Genomic DNA, 18352 nt, shown 5'->3' with positions numbered 1-18352 from the left:
GAGTGAAGCAAATGAGCACACACGAAGATGATTTAAGAAAAGAAAATGTGACCTTACAAGTTAGCAATATTCAGGATTCAAGGGAACTTCATTTGCTCTTGAAAAGAGAACTTGATTTTCCTGATTTTTACGGAATGAATTGGGATGCTTTTTGGGATGCGATTACAGGGCTAGTTGAATTACCAGAAACTCTGAGTTTTAATGGGTGGGACAAGCTTACAACCGTCCTTCCTGATGACTCACAAACCCTGAGTGATTTATTACGCAAATTCAATGAAAAACATCCTTCTTGGCACTGTAAGGTAGTTTATAAATAAGCTTCACTGAGCCTTGAGTTTTTTCTCAAGGCTCTTGTTTCGGAGGGGCTACCCAGTGCCGAATGAACCCATCATTCAACCAATAACACACTTAACCCATCCAACTTCGTTCAACAAAGAGATACAATTTTCGTGAGTACAATCACAAGTCAAAACTCCTTTCAGGGTTAAGGTGAACAGGTAGAAAAGATTTTTCAGAACCTGATCACATATCCCGAGGAGGAACTATTATGGAAACTAAACAACCTAATGATAGAATTTCGGATTTACAGCATAAGCAATCGGTGCAACCTGGATTTACTCCAGATGCCCTGGTAAAAGATATTGTGCTGCAATTCCCAAAAGCTGCGGATTATTTCAAGTCCAAACGGATTGATTTCTGCTGTGGAGGCGCCAAACCTCTTGCTGAAGCAGCTGTAGAGCGTGGACTAGATCAAGAGATGATCATTAGTGATCTCAACAAGCTGTTCGAGGAATATCCGGTACCTCAAGAAGAACTCGCATGGAACACAGCACCTTCTGCAGAGTTAATCGAGCATATCGTGAGTAAACATCACCATTACCTGCGTGAAGAGCTGCCCCTGATTAGCCAAAATGTAACTAAGGTATACCGGGTTCATGGCGGAGATTCCCCTCATTTAGAAGAGTTATATAGTTTGTTTAATGCACTCAAGGAAGATCTGCTTCAGCATACAGCTAAAGAAGAGGAAGACGAGTTTCCAAAATTATTAGCGTATGATGCCAATCCAAGTGAAGAAGGGCTGACCATACTTCGTGAGGCATTAGTTGACCTTGAGAGTGAACATGACACAGCAGGCGAACTATTGAGACAAATACGCAAAATAACAGCTGATTTCACCCCACCGGCTCATGCTTGTACAACCTATCGTTTGACTTATGCCCGGCTAGAGGAGCTGGAGAGCATGACTTTTGAACATGTTCATCTGGAGAATAATATATTGTTCCCTAGATTCCAGTAGAAAAAATGAGTTTTCATAGAGTCCCTTAGGGGACTTTTTTTATATTTGAGAACAAAGCTTATTTACGTTATTCTTAAATAGACAGTATGCATAACTTACTACAAGCCTGAGACGCTGTGTGGTCATTAGGCGGGACAAGGCGGTGTCACTATGCCCACGAAATATATGTGGAGGTTGTTACTAGGATTAGTCATCGTATTCATAATAGGTGGGTGTTCCACTCTTGCTGACATTAATAATGAAGGGAATAATGGCTTAGCAGGATCAGACGGGCCTACGCTTTCGCTTATCGTTGCGGGAAATGACTTGCTTACCAACCCTTTGGACAAGCAGCTTAGCGAGAGCTACAGAAAAGGGATAACGATCTTTGACCTACTGAAAGGTAGTGGGAAGGCCACCTTTTCTGAGGATAACACAAGCATTCTAACGGTAAATAATATTTCACTCGGTCCAGGAATGAATTGGGAGCTGCAAATGGATGGGGAGACCATTGGACCTGAGGATTGGGGTCGAACAGTCGGGCATGAATCAAAATTAGTAATTACGGCGATGTCTAAGGAACAAGAGGAACCCCTTCAAATTGTGTTGTTGACCGTGAATGGTGGAAGTGAGCAAGTGAATTTGAATCATTCATATGTTATGGGATTTACTGAAGATTTAACAGTGAGAGGTTTGTTGAAGAACAGCAGTGTGGTGCAGTTGACCGAAGACAACAAAAAGGTGTTATCCATTGGTGATTATACTCCCCTTAGCAATGAAGTTTGGAAGATGAAGGTGAATGGGAAGCAGCTGCTTGAGAATGGAATGGACATGAAGCTTAGAGTGCAGGATGAATTGGAGATTTTATTGGCTATACGTTAAAAAAAGTACATAAATGCCAGATCTACGGTTGCTCAGAACCCGTGATCTGGCTTTTTTAATTGGAAGTTATAACCTAATAAAGTTGTCTTATTTTTATGTGAAAACATTCACATTTAATGTGACTGTAATCACAATCTCTCTTAAATTTTGAAATGTATAATTCCATTATGTAGAAGAGAAGTTGAAGCAAAGTTCAACAAGAACGGATAAGACTGAGGAGGCACCTAACCATGGCAGCGAAGAGAGAAAAATTAGTATTAGTCGGCAACGGTATGGCAGGCATAGGTACGCTAGAGCAGATATTGAAGCTAGGTGGAGCTTATGACATTACGGTCTTTGGAAGCGAACCTCATCCCAATTATAATCGGATCATGTTGTCCTATGTTCTCGAAGGCAGCAAAACCATCAATGATATCATCCTAAACGACTGGAATTGGTATGAAGATAACAACATTACCTTGCATACTGGAACAACAGTTACGCGAATTGACGAGCATTCCAAGCAAGTAATTGCGGATAACGGTATGGCTGTTTCTTACGATAAAGTGATTATTGCAACGGGTTCGAATTCATTTATTTTACCTGTGCCTGGTTGTGATAAGGAGGGCGTAGTGGGTTTCCGGGATATTGCAGATTGTGATGCGATGCTGGCTGCGGCTAAACAATACAACAAAGCAGCGGTAATCGGCGGGGGCTTACTTGGTTTGGAAGCGGCAAAGGGTCTTGTGAACCTTGGCATGGACGTTACTGTAGTGCATCTGATGGAAGATCTAATGGAGCGCCAGCTGGATCGTAATGCCTCCTCTATGTTGCAGGCTGAGCTAGAGCGTCAAGGCGTGAAATTTGCTATGGGCAAACAAACAGTAGAATTGACCGGGGAACAGAGAGTAAGTGGATTACAATTTAGTGATGGCACTTCACTTGCGGCTGATTTTGTAGTTATGGCTGTAGGCATCAAACCGAATATAACTGTGGCAAAAGAAAGCGGAATTGCTGTTAATCGTGGGATTGTAGTGGACGATTATCTGCAGACCTCTATGCAAAATGTATATTCCATTGGCGAATGTGCCGAACATCGCGGAGTTTGTTACGGATTAGTAGCGCCGCTCTTTGAGCAGGGGATGGTTCTAGCTAAACATCTCTGCGGAAGCGACACAAACCCATATGAAGGTTCTGTTGTCTCCACCAAATTAAAAATTTCCGGAGTGGATGTATTTTCTGCAGGTGAGTTTATGGATTCTCCTGAACATACTGTAATCTCAAGCAAAGATGAATGGAAGCGAACCTATAAGAAAATTCTGCTCAAAGACAATGTCATTGTTGGTGCAGTCCTGTTCGGGGATGTGACAGAGTCGGCTAACCTGCAAAAGTTAGTAAAACAAGGCGCTGTAATGACCGATGAAATTTATACAGAGGTTATGGGTACGGGCTGCTGCGGAAGTGGAGCCAAAAAGAGCACATCCGTAGAAGCGATGGCGGACGAAGAAATCGTTTGTGGCTGTAACGGGGTTACGAAAAAAGCGATTGTGGATGCGGTCATAGAAAATGGTTTTACTACTGTGGACGAAATAAAAGCATGTACAGGAGCGACGCGCTCTTGCGGAGGTTGTAAACCGGTTGTAGAACAAATTTTACAATTTGTCCTGGGTGATAGTTTTGAGCAGTCTGCCAAGCAAGGAATTTGTAGCTGCACAACGCTTAGCCGGGATGAGATTGTTGCTGAGATTACAGCTAAAGGTCTTAGTACTACTAAAGAGGTTATGCATGTACTGGGTTGGAAACAAGAGGAAGGCTGCTCTAAATGCCGTCCGGCGATTAACTATTATCTGGGGATGATAAATCCGGATACACATCAAGACGAGAAGGAATCACGCTTTGTTAATGAACGTATGGGAGCCAATATTCAGAAAGACGGAACCTATACCGTTATTCCACGCATGTACGGCGGGGTAACGACACCGGAGGATTTGAAGAAAATCGCTGATGTCTCCCTTAAATATGATGTGAAAGTTGTGAAGGTGACGGGTGGGCAACGCCTGGATCTAATCGGGGTGAAAAAAGAGGATCTGCCGAAAGTATGGGAAGAGCTCGATATGCCATCAGGTTATGGTTATGCCAAGTCGCTACGTACCGTTAAGACTTGTGTGGGTTCACAGTTCTGCCGTTTCGGCACACAGGATTCGCTGGGAATGGGCGCGCTCATAGAACGTAAGTATGAACGTCTTGATTTTCCTGCCAAGTTTAAAATAGCTGTCAATGGCTGCCCGCGTAACTGTGCGGAATCCTGTACGAAGGATATTGGCATCGTCGGTAATGATGGCGGTTGGGAAGTGTTTATCGGCGGTAACGGTGGGATCAAGCCACGGATCGCTGACTCCTTCTGCAAAATAAAGACCGATGAAGAGTTGATCGAAGTGTGCTCCGCTGTGATGCAATATTACCGTGAGACCGGCAATTATTTGGAGAGAACCTCCGAGTGGGTTGAGCGTATGGGACTTGAGCAGATTCAAATGGTCATTTTGAATAATGAAGATAACCGCAAAGAGCTGGCCGCACGGATTGACTTTGCTCTGACTCAGGTTACGGATCCTTGGAAAAAAATGCTCAATGACAGCAGCACTCGTACTGCGCTTTTTGAAGAAACAAGAGTCTAGCGGATATAACACACACAGAAGGGGAGAGACCAATGAATAAGACCACACAAACGTATGCAATAGGATCAGTACAGGATTTCCTGCTGCAAATTGGCCGCGTAGTGATTGCTGGAAATATTGAACTGGCAGTGTTCCGTGCCTCTGACGGAGCCATCTATGCAGTAGAGAATCGCAGTCCTCATCCTAAGGGGGGCCCGCTTGCTGAAGGGATCGTGTCAGGTCACTATCTGTACGATCCACTGTACGATTGGAAAATCGATCTGCGCACGGGTGAGGTGCAGGCACCAGACCAAGGTAGTGTGGTGACTTATCCAGTCACACTGGACGGAGAGAAAGTTACAGTGAGCGTGTAGACACCGAAGATTGTAGTAATAGATTTAATAGAAAACGGTGGGGTGGAGTATTATGTTTACGCAAAGTGTGGAGAGCATCGTAGAGACGGCAGTCAGTAAGCGGGACAAAATGAATGAAAGCTTGCCAAGATATTTTCTAGCAGCCCTATTGGCAGGTGCTTATGTAGGCATTGGGATTATCCTTATTTTCTCCCTAGGAGCACCGCTAGCGGCTGCCAAATCTCCTTTCCAACCGCTTATTATGGGCACATCCTTCGGCATCGCCCTGACGCTTGTAGTATTTGCAGGCTCAGAGCTGTTTACCGGGAATAATATGTTTTTTACTGTAAGTACACTGGCAGGCAGAACCAGTATCTGGGATACCGTTAAGAACTGGATTCTTGTATTCATCGGGAATATGGTAGGTGCAGTGATTTTAGCACTTTTAATTCGTGGGACTGGGTTGTTCAGTGCTGCGCCGCCGGAGCATTTGATTTTTACAGCCGCTGCTAAAAAAATGAGTCTCCCGTTCTCTGAGCTGTTTTTTCGTGGGATCCTATGTAACTGGCTGGTCTGTTTAGCGCTATGGATGTCCTCACGCGCTAAAAGTGAATCTGCTAAGCTAATCTTAATCTGGTGGTGTCTGTTTGCCTTTATCGCAAGCGGATATGAGCATAGTGTGGCTAATATGACTCTGCTTAGTGTTGCTGTGTTGCTTCCAAATCATCCGGAAACCATTACGATAGCTGGATGGCTGCATAATATGATCCCTGTAACTTTGGGGAATATCATTGGTGGAGGCGTATTCGTCGGTATGGCCTATTGGGTGATCTCACCAGTGCGTGGTGCTCGCAACAACCGTTAAGATCCATTATTAATTAACTATATTAGAGCTGAACCGATCTTGGGTTTAGCTCTTTTTTTGTTGAATATAAAAAAAAGACACCTGCATTAGGCGCCTTGGACCACTCTATTTTATATTATGCAGAATAATTGGGTCATGTATGTTTCATTGAGGTGAATAGAGGGTATATTATAACGGAATTAGATCCGGCAGATTTCGTTCGGACACAATTCGCAGTGGCAAATTTCTTGCAGCATGCCAAGGTCCTTGATGACAATCATACCGTTCTCATACTCAACAGCATCTTTTTTACGCAGGTCGCTCAGCATCCGGTTAACACTTTCACGAGTGGCACCGATCATGTTGGACAAATCTGTATGCGTAATTTTTTTGTTGATAAGGATATTCTCACCGTCGCTGCTCTTCTCACCGTAGGTGTTGCCAAGACGAATGAGCGTGGAGCAGAGTGCACCTGGTTTGCCGTACATCATTAGATCACGGAATTTAGTTTGGGTGAGACGGTGATGAATACCCATCCATTTCATAAAGTCGATAGCAAAGTCACAATGTTGGCAGATGAGAATTTCTAGATCCTTTTGTTCGATGACGCCAACTTCACTTTCTTCAATCACTTCGGCTGTAAAGCTATGCTTAGTGCTGAAGAATGGATCTGCTTGACCTACCATATCACCAGCTTGATACATATAAAGAATGAGTTCTTTACCTTCATCAGTAGATTTAGTTAATTTCACACGTCCACGTTTGATATAAAACAATTTATCCGAGTAGTCGCCTTCCCAGAATAGATGTGAACCCTCTGGAACTATGCGCTCTTTCATTGTAACTAGAAGTCTGTTGAAATTCTGTTCGGAGAAACAGTTTGTATTTCCGTGGGCTTCGATAACATTGTAATGTTCTTTTAGCATAATCGACATCCCCTTTATTCCCTCAGTTTTTCAGTAAATTTTAAATTAATTATACCTTGAAAATCCCTCGAATTGGTTATAAAAAATCGTTTAAAAGTGTCGAATTTTCAACATTGTGATAAATTTCACTTCTAAAGTGTTCGATGTAATATTCTTTTTAACTAAAAAAGAGTAAGTGATCTCACGTTTATGATATATGAACAGCGGCTATCCATTATTCTCAAATACTGGGTTAATCGCTGTTTTTTTGCGTCCCCGTTAGATTGTAACATATAACACAGTTGAAATTCATGTTCAAGAAATTAGTTTTATCTCAACTCCGTATAAATGCACACATCTTCATTACGGTCGGACATTGGCTCTACTGCTATGCAGCGATATCCTGAAATTGGAGCAAAAATCAGGAGAAGGAGAAATCATATATGGCAAAAGTAGCAGACAAATATCTTAAGGTTGATCCGTGGGCAATTATTGAAGAGGGCTTTGATCCAGAGCGAAACCGGACTTCGGAATCTATTTTTTCATTGGGTAATGAATATATGGGTGTACGGGGATATGCAGAGGAAGGGTATTCAGGTGACACCCTGCAAGGAAGTTATTTTAATGGATTAAATGAACAATTGGATATTGGCAATCACTACAAAGGGATTATTCGCTCGCTGAGATATATGGTGAATGCGGTGGACTGGCTGTATACACGTCTATCTGTAGATGGTGAACAGCTTGATTTAGCAAAAAGTAACGTAACGGATTATGTGCGTAGGTTGGATCTTCGTAAGGGTACGTATCGGAGAGAGCTAGTCTGGCATCTAAACGATGGCAAGTCGCTAAAAGTAGTCTTTACACGTCTGGTCAGCATGACTATGTCTCATTTGGGGTTGCAGCGGGTGGAATTTGAACCCCTTAATTTCTCGGGGAGCGTGGACATTTGTGCAGGTCTTGATTTCGGCATTATTCATGAAGAACGCGGCGAATGTATGTGGAACAGTCTCCGCAGCGGAGTAAGTGGAGCGTCCTCTGCTATTATGGCGAGTACCGTGAATACTGGGAACAAGCTGTTCTCAAGCTTTACCTTACAATCCTCGCAGCCGTTGCAGCTTACTGCTGTCGAGAGTGATAAGTTTGTTGGTCAAAATTTCACCCTGGACCTTACGAAAGGAGAAGTCTCCTATTTTACCAAACTGGTTATGAACTATTCGGATAGTGATTCTGCCCATACAGCTGAAGAGCTGTGGAGCAAAGGTCTGTCTCTTGCTGAAACCGCAAGCCAATTGACGGATACTCAAATAATCGCTGATCAGACAGCTTATTGGAAGGGCATCTGGGAGACAAGTGATATCCGAATTGAGGGCGATCCTGAGAATCAACAGGGTATTCGTTTCTGTATCTTCCAGCTTTATCAGACCTATCATGGCGATCATCCCGGTTTTAATATTGGTGCCAAAGGGCTGACGGGGGAAGTATATCGTGGGTTGGCTTTTTGGGATACAGAATCCTATTGCTTACCGTTCTATATGTTCAATAATCCAAAGGCTGCCCGGAGCTTATTGGAATTCAGATATAAAACATTGCCACAGGCTATGCAGCGCGCTAAAGAGGTGGATTGTGAGGGAGCTTGCTATCCTATTGCTACTATAGATGGAACAGAAAGCTGTGATCTCTGGCAGCACTCTAATCTTCAGCTTCATGTAGGGACTGCTGTTTCTTATGGCATTTGGCATTATGTCAAAAATACCGGTGATAAAAGCTTCCTGCATAGTAAAGGGGCTGAGATGCTGATTCAGATCAGCAGATTCTATGCTACACGTGGTCAATGGGGGCAACGCAGCGGGGAATATGGTTATTTTGGCGTAATGGGTCCTGATGAGTTCCAATTGATGGTCAATAACAACTGTTACATTAATCTGATGGCTCAACAATCTTTTGAATACACCCTAGAGACTCTTCGGGAGATGAAAGAACAAGCTCCTGCTGCTTTTGCAGCTGTGGTAGAGAAAACAGAACTTCATGACGAGGAACTCACCGATTGGAAAAATAAGGCGCAGCATATGCGGATTCCGGTTGACGAAGTGACAGGAGTTTATGAAGAGCATGATGGGTTCTTCGATATGCCACATATTGATATTCATTCGATTCCGGTAACAGAATTCCCATTATATTCGAACTGGTCATATGATCGTTTGTATCGCTATGACATGATTAAGCAGCCGGATGTACTTATGTTTATGTTCTTGTACAGCGGACAATTCTCTAAAGAAGCGAAGCTGGCGAACTACGAATACTACGAGCCTAGATGTATTCATGAGTCTTCGCTGTCACCTTCGATCCACTCCATTTTGGCAAGTGAAATCGGCAAACCCGAGGAAGCATATTCGTTTTTTGAATTTGCTACTCGACTGGATTTAGACAACTATAACCGCAATACCCGTGAAGGGCTGCATACTACCTCAATTGCTGCTGCTTGGATGAATATTGTTTACGGCTTTGGCGGAATGCGATCGGATGGAGCGCGTCTGTCCTTTCAGCCAACCCTGCCAGAACGCTGGGATGAATATAGCTTCCAAGTGTTGTATGAAGGAGTGCTTCTGAGAATTGTGGTCGACAAAAATTCAGTAACAATCACTGCGGTTAATGGTGGAAGTACCGAAATTATAGTGTACGGACAGTCGATTACAGTGGATGCTTCCGGAAAGACGCTTCCACTAGGTGAAGGGATGCTGGCAGGATGAACTGGATCGTAAAGGATAGTTGTTTTGATAAACAGCTTGTGACGACGAACGGTAACAAATATATGTTAGGCAACGGCTACATGGGATATCGCGGCACACTGGAGGAATTCAGTAAAACCGAGCTAGCAGCTGTCACCCTCGCAGGTCTATATGACAGAGCAGGAGACAAATGGAGAGAACCCGTTAATGCCCCTAATGGATTGTTGACCAAAATTTTCTGTAATGATCAGCTCTTAAGTGTGCTTGACCGTGAACCGGTCGCTCATACTCAGGAGTTAAATATCCGAAATGCCATTCATCATCGGAGCACTGAATTTGCTGTATCTGACGGAGGGACGTTGACGTTTACCGCAGATCGTTTCGTAAGCCAGGATAATCTTCACTTGCTCGTTAGTAAATACTCTATTCGCAGCACACAAGACTGTCGAGTAGCCATTGAGACGGGAATTGATGTAGATGTGTGGGATATCAATGGACCTCATCTCTACGGACAAACGGTGCAATTGAAGGACGAGGTGCTGATCTCTTCATCGGTTAGCGGAGAATTGAAGATTCCGGTGGTTGTGGCGGAGAGGGCGGTATTCAGTTTTGGTGAGGAGCTACTGGAAGATGGTGCTGCTGTTCGCCGGATTTCTTTTGATGCCCGTGCGGGTGAGACGTATGAATGGTTTAAGTATGTAGCAGTCTATACTGGACTTGATGCTGATCAGCCGGAGACGGAAGCTGTTAAATCTGTCCATGCTGCTGAGGCGCTGGGTTATGAGGCGTTATTTAAGTCTCACCGTCTGATATGGGATGAGAGATGGTCACACAGTGATGTAATCATCGAAGGTGATGAAGCTGCCCAATTTGCCTTGAGATATAGTATCTATCAGCTGTTAATCATTGCGCCTACAGTTTCGGAGAAGGTGTCTATTCCAGCCCGGGGATTATCGGGTCAGGTATATAAGGGAGCTGTATTTTGGGATACGGAAATGTTTATGTTGCCGTTTTTCCTGCACAGTGATCCTAAGGTAGCGCGGAACTTGATGATGTACCGGATTCATACATTGGATGGTGCTCGCCGTAAGGCAGCGGAATATGGATTTTTGGGCGCATTTTATGCTTGGGAAAGTCAGGATACGGGAGACGATGCCTGTACTTTGTTTAATGTGAATGATGTATTTACAGGCCGGCCGATGCGCACCTATTTCCGCGATAAGCAGGTTCATATCAGTGGTGACGTTGTGCATGGGATCTGGAAATATGTTCAATTCACAGGGGATGAAAGTCTGCTAACTAGTGGAGGAGCAGAGGTGATCTGGGAATGCGCTCGCTTTTTCTACTCTTACGCTTACTATAATTCGGTTAAACAGCGGTTTGAGATTCTGGATGTTACAGGTCCGGATGAATATCATGAGCGTGTGAACAATAATGCTTTTACGAATGCACTGGTTAAAGAGACGCTTGAGATTGCCTTGCGTACGGCAGCCTTGCTGCAAGAGAAGTATCCTGAGGACTACAGTCAATTGTCCGCTCAGTTTAGCTCAGGGCCATTCCTGAAGGAGTTCAAAACGATGCTGGATAGCTTTTATGTTCCACAGCCTGATCCTGCCAGTCTTGTTATTGAACAATTCGACCGGTACCTCACCTTGGAGGATGTAGAACTAACAGAACTGAAATCACGTGTGCTTAATAAAAATGAGTATTTTGGCGGCGGCAATGGCTTAGCTACCACCACAACCATACTTAAACAAGCAGACGTTGTGTTGATGCTGAATTTGTTCAAGCACTCCTTTAGCAAGGAAGTGAAACAAGCGAACTGGGAATTTTACGAACCGCGTACGGAACACGGATCAAGCTTAAGCCCTTGTATTTACGCTTTGGTAGCTGCTGATATTGGTTCACCGGATTGGGGCTATCCGTATTTTATGCGTACGGCTACCGTCGATCTCACCGGCGAATCTAAGCAATATGTAGGGGATCTCTACATCGGAGGGACTCATCCGGCTGCGAATGGTGGTGCTTGGATGGCTGCGGTTCTTGGCTTCGCTGGGTTGGACTACGATGGAGGGGTTGTGCACATCAATCCATCTCTGCCGCAACATTGGCAGTCCGTTCAGCTTCCGGTTACCCTGCGCGGCGATACCATCCAACTGCGGATCAGAAAGGATGAAGTCACTGTGATCACAGCTGCTGATTACAGTGGAGACTTAGTATTCTCGGTGCGAGGCGGAGAAGGCAAGTCTTGCTCCGCAGGTGAGACCCTTCGACTGGCCTTTGACGAAACGGGATTATAAATATTAATACACAACGGAGAGGAAGCAAATCAATGTTGGAAAATATGAAAGGCGCCATCTTTGATCTGGATGGCGTGATCGTAGATACAGCCAAATATCATTATTTGGCGTGGGCGAGTCTTGCAGATGAGCTTGGCTTTAAATTCACGGAGGAGGATAACGAACGGCTTAAAGGTGTGAGCCGGATGAGATCACTTGATATCCTGCTGGAAGTGGGTGGCCTGGAATTTAAGGAAGCAGAGAAGCTGGCAATGGCGGAGAAGAAAAACCGCCTGTACGTAGAATACATTTCTCGACTCGAGGAATCGGAGCTGCTGCCTGGAGTGAAAGAATACCTAACAGGATTGAGATCACGTGGGATTGGGATTGCGTTAGGTTCAGCCAGTAAGAACGCTGAGTTTATTTTGAATAAGCTGAACATTACAGACTTATTTGATGCAGTTATTGACGGCAACAAAGTGTCACTAGCCAAACCGGACCCAGAGGTGTTCCTGATCGCGGCTCAGGAGATAGGCTTGCAGCCGGATGAATGTGTTGTGTTTGAAGATGCTGAGGCAGGCGTTCAAGCAGGTAAAGCTGCTGGGATGGAGGTTGTAGGTATCGGCAAACCTGAGGTGCTGAAGGAAGCTGATCTGGTCGTAAAAGGATTGTATGAGCTGCTGACAGACTAAGGCTCTAAATGAACATGGGACCGACTCCAAAGTAGCGGATGACTTTGGGGGCGGTCTTTTTTTGTGCAAAGTCTCTGTATTTAGCTAGCTCAGACTTTCTATCGGACCCCATAGTCGCTATTAGCCATAAATCGGCTCATTTGCGAGCCTATCGGACCCCATAGTCGCTATTGGCTCGAAAAGTCCTCGTATCGCGCATGTTTGGAACGAATAACGCCTCTGGAGTCCGAACCTCCCCGTAAAAGCAGGAATTTGTTCAAATAGCTGCATCTGAGTCCGATAGCTTATCATGAAAATAGTGTGTGTTGGAATGCAAAACGTCGAATAAGTAGCTGAGCTGCACATTAAGTAATTCAGATAGTTAGTCTAAAGCTCAGACGGAGATCGGACCCCCATAGTCGCTATTAGCCGTACATTAAGTAATTCAGAAAGTTAGTCAAAAGCTCGGACAGTGTATCGGACCTCATAGTCGCTATTAGCCAAAATTACGCTCATTTGAGAAGATATCGGACTCCATAGTCGCTAATGGCTCGAAAAGTCCTCGTATCGCGTATGTTTGGAACGAATAACGCCTCTGGAGTCCGAACCTCCCTGTAAAAGCCAAAAATCAGCCCAATAGCTGCATCTGAGTCCGATCGCTCAACGTGAAGAGGGTGTGTGGGAATGTAAACGCTGAATAAGTAGCTGAGCTGCACATTAAGTAATTCAGATAGTTAGTCTTAAGCTCAGACGGTGATCGGATCCCATAGTCGCTATTAGCTGCATATTAAGTAATTCAGAACGTTAGTCAAAAGTTCGGACAGTGTATCGGACCTCATAGTCTTTATAAGTAATAATCCGGCTCATTTGAGAACCTATCGGACTCCATAGCCGCTATTGACTCGAAAAGCCCGCGTATCGCGCATGTTTGGAACGAATAACGCCTCTGGAGTCCGAACCTCCCCGTAAAAGCCAAAAATCAGCCCAATAGCTGCATCTGAGTCCGATAACTCATCGTGAAGAGGGTGTGTGGGAATGTAAAACGCCGAATAAGTAGTAAGTCGCACATCAAGCAATCCAACGCACAGTAAGCACCACCATCGCACATCAAGCAATCCAACGCACAATAAGCACCACCATCGCACATCAAGCAATCCAGACGCCCAACAGACAAAGCACATTCATGTATTGAAGTACTTGAGTATTCAAGTGTTCAAGAACATACATCGCACTTCTTCCATTTAGAGTTCATTCCTCCTAGCCCCACGCAGTGTCCTTTACGTCGGCCTCCCACTTTTTCTGTTTGCGGTTTTTAAGAGTTCCGTTGATGGAGTTGCGAAGTGGAGGTTTGGAGCTGGAGAAACGCCAGTGGTCGCCTTTATCCTCGGATTTCTACCGCTCAGCGGTATAAAATCAGGAAATCTGAGGATAACAGCGATCGTAAGCCCAAACGCTCTACGTAGTGGCGAACATATCATCGTGCTCTTTTTATCCGCCCAACAGAAAAAACTACATACAAATGAACATAAAAAACTTTAAAATAAACATATGTAAGCGTTTATCACTTTGATATAGTTATTGAACCCGGAGGTGTATCTCGATGTTGTCTAGGCTGATTAGGCCGATTTTGAAGCTAAACGTCAAACAACAGCTTATCCTGCTGTTTCTGATTATGATCTCGCCGATTCTGTTTTTGAACATTTACGGGAATATGAAGGCTGAGCAAATTCTGAAGCGCCATGTGACGAATGCTTATGTAGAGCTGAACAAGCAAAACTTCACCATCATTAACCGAGATATCGATACCGTAAATAAAATTACTACCACTGTAATTCAAAATCCTCTGATTCAACAGATTAATATGACGGGTTCGGATACCATTCTGGAGCGGGTTAAACGTTATGAGACGATAGAGAAGCTGTTGGTCAGTTACTCGCAGGGAGCGGAGCGTGGGGACGGCATCTATTATTCCCTTTATATATACGATCCCGAGGATTATTATTTTTTTGCACCCAATTTCCCACAGGTTAAGAAGGCGGGGGTATATTTCTTTTCCAAAGCGGAAGAGCCCTATTGGTTCGAGGAGGTTGTCCAGAAAAAGGGTCGCGGATCTCTAAAATTTACAGGGAAGCTAAGTGCACAAGCGGAAAACTTGAAGACTCTTACCTATATGAGAGCTGTCAATAACATCTCCAGAAAAGCTGAGACCATTGGGGTTTTAGTCATTACCAAAATGGACGCAAAAATCGGAGAATCCCTTAAATCCATATCGTTGCCTGATGGTGATATTTACTTAACAGATCTGGATAATCGTGTACTCGCTTCTACTACGAATAATACTGGTGAGATCATTACGCTGCCGGAGACGGTCGTTGCTGAGGATTTGGAGGGAACCGTGGATGTTATTACCTCGGATTTTATTTATGTGGTCAATAATAACCATGCCTTAGGACAGAAGCTAGTCTACAAAATCGCCGTAAAAGCGCTGCTGCAGCAACAAAACGAAATGAAAAGTGTGATTCAATACATAACTGTGGCCTATGCTGTTTTTGGATTAATCATGATTACTTATTTCTGGCGTTCATTAATGACGCCTTTGCAAAAGTTAGCTTTTTTCGTCCGGAAGTTTGAGCCAGGCAATCGTGTCCCTGAGACGCCAAAAAGAGGGAGTAACGATGAGGTCAGTGTGCTGATTGGCTCTACCTATGACATGGCCCGCAGGCTAAATGGACTAATTACTTATAAATACCAGATGGAGCTAAAACAGAAGGAATCACAGCTTCAACTGCTCTATCAGCAGATCAATCCGCATTTGCTCTACAACACTTTGGAGAGTATTTACTGGAAAAGCTCGCTGGAAGGTAACGTTGAATCCGCCGAGATGATCAAGGAATTATCCAAGCTTATGAAGATTAGCCTCAGTCGGGGAAGGGAGCTGATTAGCCTTGAAGAAGAGCTGGAGCATGCAACGGCCTACATCAAGCTGCAGCAGCACCGGTATGATTATATATTTCGTGTAGTAATGGAGATTCATCCAGATACGAAAAGAAATCTAATTCCTAAAATTACCCTGCAGCCGTTAATTGAGAATGCTATTATTCATGGTGTCAAAAATATGGGCGAAGATGGGGAAATCATCATTAGTGCAGTTTGTGTGGACGATACCGTCGAGATCACTATTGAAGATAACGGCTATAAGACTGTTGATTATCAGGCCATCGAAGCTGTGCTGAATGACGACAGTCCAAATCCGGCCAGCGGTTACGGGATTCGCAACATTAACCAGCGTATTCATTTACACTTCGGCTCTGATTATGGCATCAGCTATACCCCTCGTAAAGAGGGCGGTACATTGGTGACGGTTAAGCTTCCGAAATCAGAGAATCAGGACTAAGGAAGGGGAGCATACAGATATGTTCAATATATTAGTTGTGGATGACGAACCCTTGATTTGTAAAGGGCTGAGCAATTTATTAGCTTCTTCGGGGTTAAACATAGACCATATTTATACAGCAAACAGTGGTTTTGAAGCGCTGGACTGCATTCGGATGGAGGAAATAGACCTGCTCGTTACTGATATTCAGATGGGCGCAATGAGTGGGATTGATCTAATGCAGCATGCAAAATTGGCCAAACCCTGGGTACAGACCATCGTGATTTCTGCACACGAGACGTTTCAATATGCGCAAATGGCCGTTAGGCTTGGAGCGAAGGATTATTTGATCAAACCTTTGAACAGTGAGCAATTTCTGGATTCGGTGCGAAATGTGCTGCTTAAGATGGGGAAACCATCACCAGAATTGGATATTTTCATGTCAGGAATTAACGAAAGCTTTCGGCTGGAAGAGCCGCTTCCGGAATACAGCAAGTTATTGAATGAGCTGCTCATTGAGCCTGAAGGTGTACTGTGTGATGCAGAACGCTTGCAAAAGCTGGATAACCTGAAGCTGCAAGGGCCGTATTTTTCCGTCTTAAAAATTAAGGTACCTCTGGCTGGAATGAATCAGGAGAAGCACTACACCCTGCGGGACAGACGGCTTCTTTGTTATGCCGCGCTGAATATCGCCAAAGAGCTGATGGATCAGGAGTGGAACTCGACAGCCTTTTACGCAGAGGATGAAGAGATTACGATCATTATTCAGTGGGATGAAAAAAGCTATGAAGATTCGTCTGCCAGCCAAATTAATAGGCTAGATATCCTTGGCCGTAGTCTTCATTTTAATATTCAAAAATATCTGCACTTAAATGCAGTTATCGGCATCAGCCAGATTCTCAAGGGTCTTTCTTTTATGGCTGTATTGAACCGTCAAGCCTCCAAAGCCATTCTCTGGAATAATGAACACAATGACCATTATGTGTTTTACTACGGGGATTTTAATTGGAACAGCTACACAACCGATCCTTCAGTAGAAGAGCTTCATACACGCAGCAATCTGATTGTAGAGAAAGCGAGAGAGTATATTGACGAGAACTATGCGCAAAAAGGATTAACCATCCATGAAGTGGCTAAGAAAAACCATGTCAGCCCCAATTATTTGAGCTATCTGTTTAAGAAAAATACAGGTTACAACCTGTGGGAATATGTAATTAAGCTGCGGATGGAAGAAAGTCGGGAGATGATTTTGAACACAGATCTTCGCAGATACGAAATCGCCGAGCGTGTAGGTTATGAATCACCGGAGCATTTTAGTAAAATTTTCAAAAAATATTATGGGATTAGCCCCAGTGAATTGAAGAAGTAAAAACACATACTACTTCGGTAGATTTAGACATGTTCAGTACAACCCTCATTTTCTACAATTTAAGGTAGGAAGCATTTTGCGAAAAATGCTGAAAGAAAAATGGAATGAGGGAGCCTGATGAATCAAACCGCAGTTGTATCCGAAAATCCGCCGGCGCTGAAGGGTACACCTTACAAGCAAAACCGCTGGAAGAAAAACTTTTGGGGATATATGTTCCTCGTACCTGCTGTGATTATTTTTGTAATGTTCTTGTGGGTGCCAATTTTTAAAGGCTTGTTGTACAGCTTCTACCATGTTGATTTTGTAAAAGGGAATAGCTTTGTTGGCTTTGAGAACTATGCTAGAGCCCTTAGTGATCCGGATGTTTTGACCGCGTTAAAAAATACAGGGTATTACATGCTTCTATGTCTTATTATCGGGTTCTGGGTTCCGATTGCTTTTGCTATTATGATCTCGGAGCTGAGAAGGTTTGGGGGCTTTGTGCGGGTAGCGGCTTACCTACCTTTTGTAATGCCTGGTGTGGTGCTATATGGACTCTGGAGATGGCTTTATGATCCTGTGGGCCCAATCAATGCAGTATTAAGCTCGCTTGGTGTGGACCAGGTTGCCTTCCTGACAGATACAAGGTGGTCGATGATTTCCCTTGTTTTTATGGAGACGTGGCAGCAGTTTGGATCAGGGATGTTAATATACTTGGCTGCTGTACTCAGCATTCCGCGGGATTGGTATGAAGCAGCTGAGATTGATGGGGCGGGTGTGTGGGCACGTATAAAGTACATCACATTGCCTTCGCTACGTAATTTGATCATTTTGATGTTTATATTACAGATTATCGGGACTTCACAAGGGTATCAGTCACAAATGGCGCTGCTTGATGGTGGGCCGAATAATACTACGCTTACCTATGCGCTGCTGATCGTAAAATATGCTTTTACGCGACTCGATTATGGAACAGCGACTGCGCTTGGCATGCTAATGTTCATAGTCCTAGGTGGTTTGGGCATTTTACAGTTCAAGCTTAACAAGGAGGACAACTAA

13 protein-coding genes are annotated in these 18352 nt (G+C 44.0%); 12 read left to right on the top strand and 1 reads right to left on the bottom strand.

Annotated features, from left to right (window positions below; translation table 11 throughout):
- The first annotated feature begins 11 nt into the window (after positions 1 to 11).
- From MHH46_RS22650 to MHH46_RS22625, 6 genes are all read left to right on the top strand, one after another.
- Positions 12 to 317, top strand: a complete 306-nt coding sequence (locus MHH46_RS22650) for a barstar family protein (RefSeq protein ID WP_076130687.1) — start codon at positions 12 to 14, stop codon at positions 315 to 317.
- Positions 318 to 601: 284 nt separating this feature from the next.
- The gene (gene ric / locus MHH46_RS22645) at positions 602 to 1297 is read left to right on the top strand and encodes an iron-sulfur cluster repair di-iron protein (RefSeq protein WP_076130703.1); all 696 of its coding nucleotides are present in this window, start codon (positions 602 to 604) and stop codon (positions 1295 to 1297) included.
- Positions 1298 to 1447: 150 nt separating this feature from the next.
- Positions 1448 to 2158 carry a hypothetical protein gene (locus MHH46_RS22640; protein ID WP_076130686.1) on the top strand — a complete coding sequence of 237 codons (711 nt, stop codon included), beginning with the start codon at positions 1448 to 1450 and terminating at the stop codon, positions 2156 to 2158.
- Positions 2159 to 2388: 230 nt separating this feature from the next.
- Positions 2389 to 4812 carry a nitrite reductase large subunit NirB gene (nirB, locus tag MHH46_RS22635; RefSeq protein WP_076193067.1) on the top strand — a complete coding sequence of 808 codons (2424 nt, stop codon included), beginning with the start codon at positions 2389 to 2391 and terminating at the stop codon, positions 4810 to 4812.
- A gap of 32 nt (positions 4813 to 4844) precedes the next feature.
- The gene (nirD, locus tag MHH46_RS22630; protein ID WP_076193069.1) at positions 4845 to 5165 is read left to right on the top strand and encodes a nitrite reductase small subunit NirD; all 321 of its coding nucleotides are present in this window, start codon (positions 4845 to 4847) and stop codon (positions 5163 to 5165) included.
- Positions 5166 to 5217: 52 nt separating this feature from the next.
- Entirely contained in the window at positions 5218 to 6009 is a 792-nt protein-coding gene (locus MHH46_RS22625; RefSeq protein WP_076193071.1) for a formate/nitrite transporter family protein, read from the top strand.
- 179 nt (positions 6010 to 6188) lie between these two features.
- Here the strand turns inward: MHH46_RS22625 and MHH46_RS22620 are convergent, their stop codons facing one another.
- The gene (locus MHH46_RS22620) at positions 6189 to 6914 is read right to left on the bottom strand and encodes a Crp/Fnr family transcriptional regulator (protein ID WP_036682945.1); all 726 of its coding nucleotides are present in this window, start codon (positions 6912 to 6914) and stop codon (positions 6189 to 6191) included.
- A 422-nt stretch (positions 6915 to 7336) separates the two neighbouring features.
- Here MHH46_RS22620 and MHH46_RS22615 point away from each other — a divergent pair, with 422 nt between their 5' ends.
- The 6 genes from MHH46_RS22615 (at position 7337) to MHH46_RS22590 (ending at position 18352) form a co-directional block, all read left to right on the top strand.
- Entirely contained in the window at positions 7337 to 9643 is a 2307-nt protein-coding gene (locus MHH46_RS22615) for a glycoside hydrolase family 65 protein (RefSeq protein WP_076130682.1), read from the top strand.
- Positions 9640 to 11922: a glycosyl hydrolase family 65 protein gene (locus tag MHH46_RS22610; RefSeq protein WP_076193073.1), complete on the top strand. Its 2283-nt coding sequence runs from the start codon at positions 9640 to 9642 to the stop codon at positions 11920 to 11922. Before MHH46_RS22615 ends, MHH46_RS22610 begins: the two co-directional genes overlap by 4 nt.
- Before the next feature lie 32 nt (positions 11923 to 11954).
- Positions 11955 to 12593, top strand: a complete 639-nt coding sequence (gene pgmB, locus MHH46_RS22605; protein WP_076193075.1) for a beta-phosphoglucomutase — start codon at positions 11955 to 11957, stop codon at positions 12591 to 12593.
- Between the two features lie 1579 nt (positions 12594 to 14172).
- On the top strand, positions 14173 to 15966 hold the full coding sequence (locus MHH46_RS22600; RefSeq protein ID WP_076193077.1) for a sensor histidine kinase: 1794 nt from the start codon (positions 14173 to 14175) through the stop codon (positions 15964 to 15966).
- A gap of 19 nt (positions 15967 to 15985) precedes the next feature.
- On the top strand, positions 15986 to 17314 hold the full coding sequence (locus MHH46_RS22595; protein ID WP_076134518.1) for a response regulator: 1329 nt from the start codon (positions 15986 to 15988) through the stop codon (positions 17312 to 17314).
- Positions 17315 to 17524: 210 nt separating this feature from the next.
- A complete protein-coding gene (locus MHH46_RS22590) occupies positions 17525 to 18352 on the top strand; it encodes a carbohydrate ABC transporter permease (RefSeq protein WP_370510708.1) in 828 nt (275 codons plus the stop codon).

It is taken from the genome of Paenibacillus sp. FSL H8-0175 (assembly GCF_045040615.1).
Lineage (GTDB): Bacteria > Bacillota > Bacilli > Paenibacillales > Paenibacillaceae > Paenibacillus_AQ > Paenibacillus_AQ odorifer.
Note: the sequence above shows the minus strand (reverse complement) of the source record. Positions and strands in the feature narration are given on the sequence as shown.

What these genes read in the sequence shown, in the direction of transcription:
- pgmB (WP_076193075.1), top strand. Translation starts at nt 11,955, where the DNA reads ATGTTGGAAAATATGAAAGGCGCCATCTTTGATCTGGATGGCGTGATC.
- MHH46_RS22610 (WP_076193073.1), top strand. Translation starts at nt 9,640, where the DNA reads ATGAACTGGATCGTAAAGGATAGTTGTTTTGATAAACAGCTTGTGACG.
- MHH46_RS22650 (WP_076130687.1), top strand. Translation starts at nt 12, where the DNA reads ATGAGCACACACGAAGATGATTTAAGAAAAGAAAATGTGACCTTACAA.
- MHH46_RS22600 (WP_076193077.1), top strand. Translation starts at nt 14,173, where the DNA reads ATGTTGTCTAGGCTGATTAGGCCGATTTTGAAGCTAAACGTCAAACAA.
- MHH46_RS22615 (WP_076130682.1), top strand. Translation starts at nt 7,337, where the DNA reads ATGGCAAAAGTAGCAGACAAATATCTTAAGGTTGATCCGTGGGCAATT.
- nirD (WP_076193069.1), top strand. Translation starts at nt 4,845, where the DNA reads ATGAATAAGACCACACAAACGTATGCAATAGGATCAGTACAGGATTTC.
- MHH46_RS22640 (WP_076130686.1), top strand. Translation starts at nt 1,448, where the DNA reads ATGCCCACGAAATATATGTGGAGGTTGTTACTAGGATTAGTCATCGTA.
- MHH46_RS22620 (WP_036682945.1), bottom strand. Translation starts at nt 6,914, where the DNA reads ATGCTAAAAGAACATTACAATGTTATCGAAGCCCACGGAAATACAAAC.
- MHH46_RS22595 (WP_076134518.1), top strand. Translation starts at nt 15,986, where the DNA reads ATGTTCAATATATTAGTTGTGGATGACGAACCCTTGATTTGTAAAGGG.
- MHH46_RS22590 (WP_370510708.1), top strand. Translation starts at nt 17,525, where the DNA reads ATGTTCCTCGTACCTGCTGTGATTATTTTTGTAATGTTCTTGTGGGTG.
- MHH46_RS22625 (WP_076193071.1), top strand. Translation starts at nt 5,218, where the DNA reads ATGTTTACGCAAAGTGTGGAGAGCATCGTAGAGACGGCAGTCAGTAAG.
- nirB (WP_076193067.1), top strand. Translation starts at nt 2,389, where the DNA reads ATGGCAGCGAAGAGAGAAAAATTAGTATTAGTCGGCAACGGTATGGCA.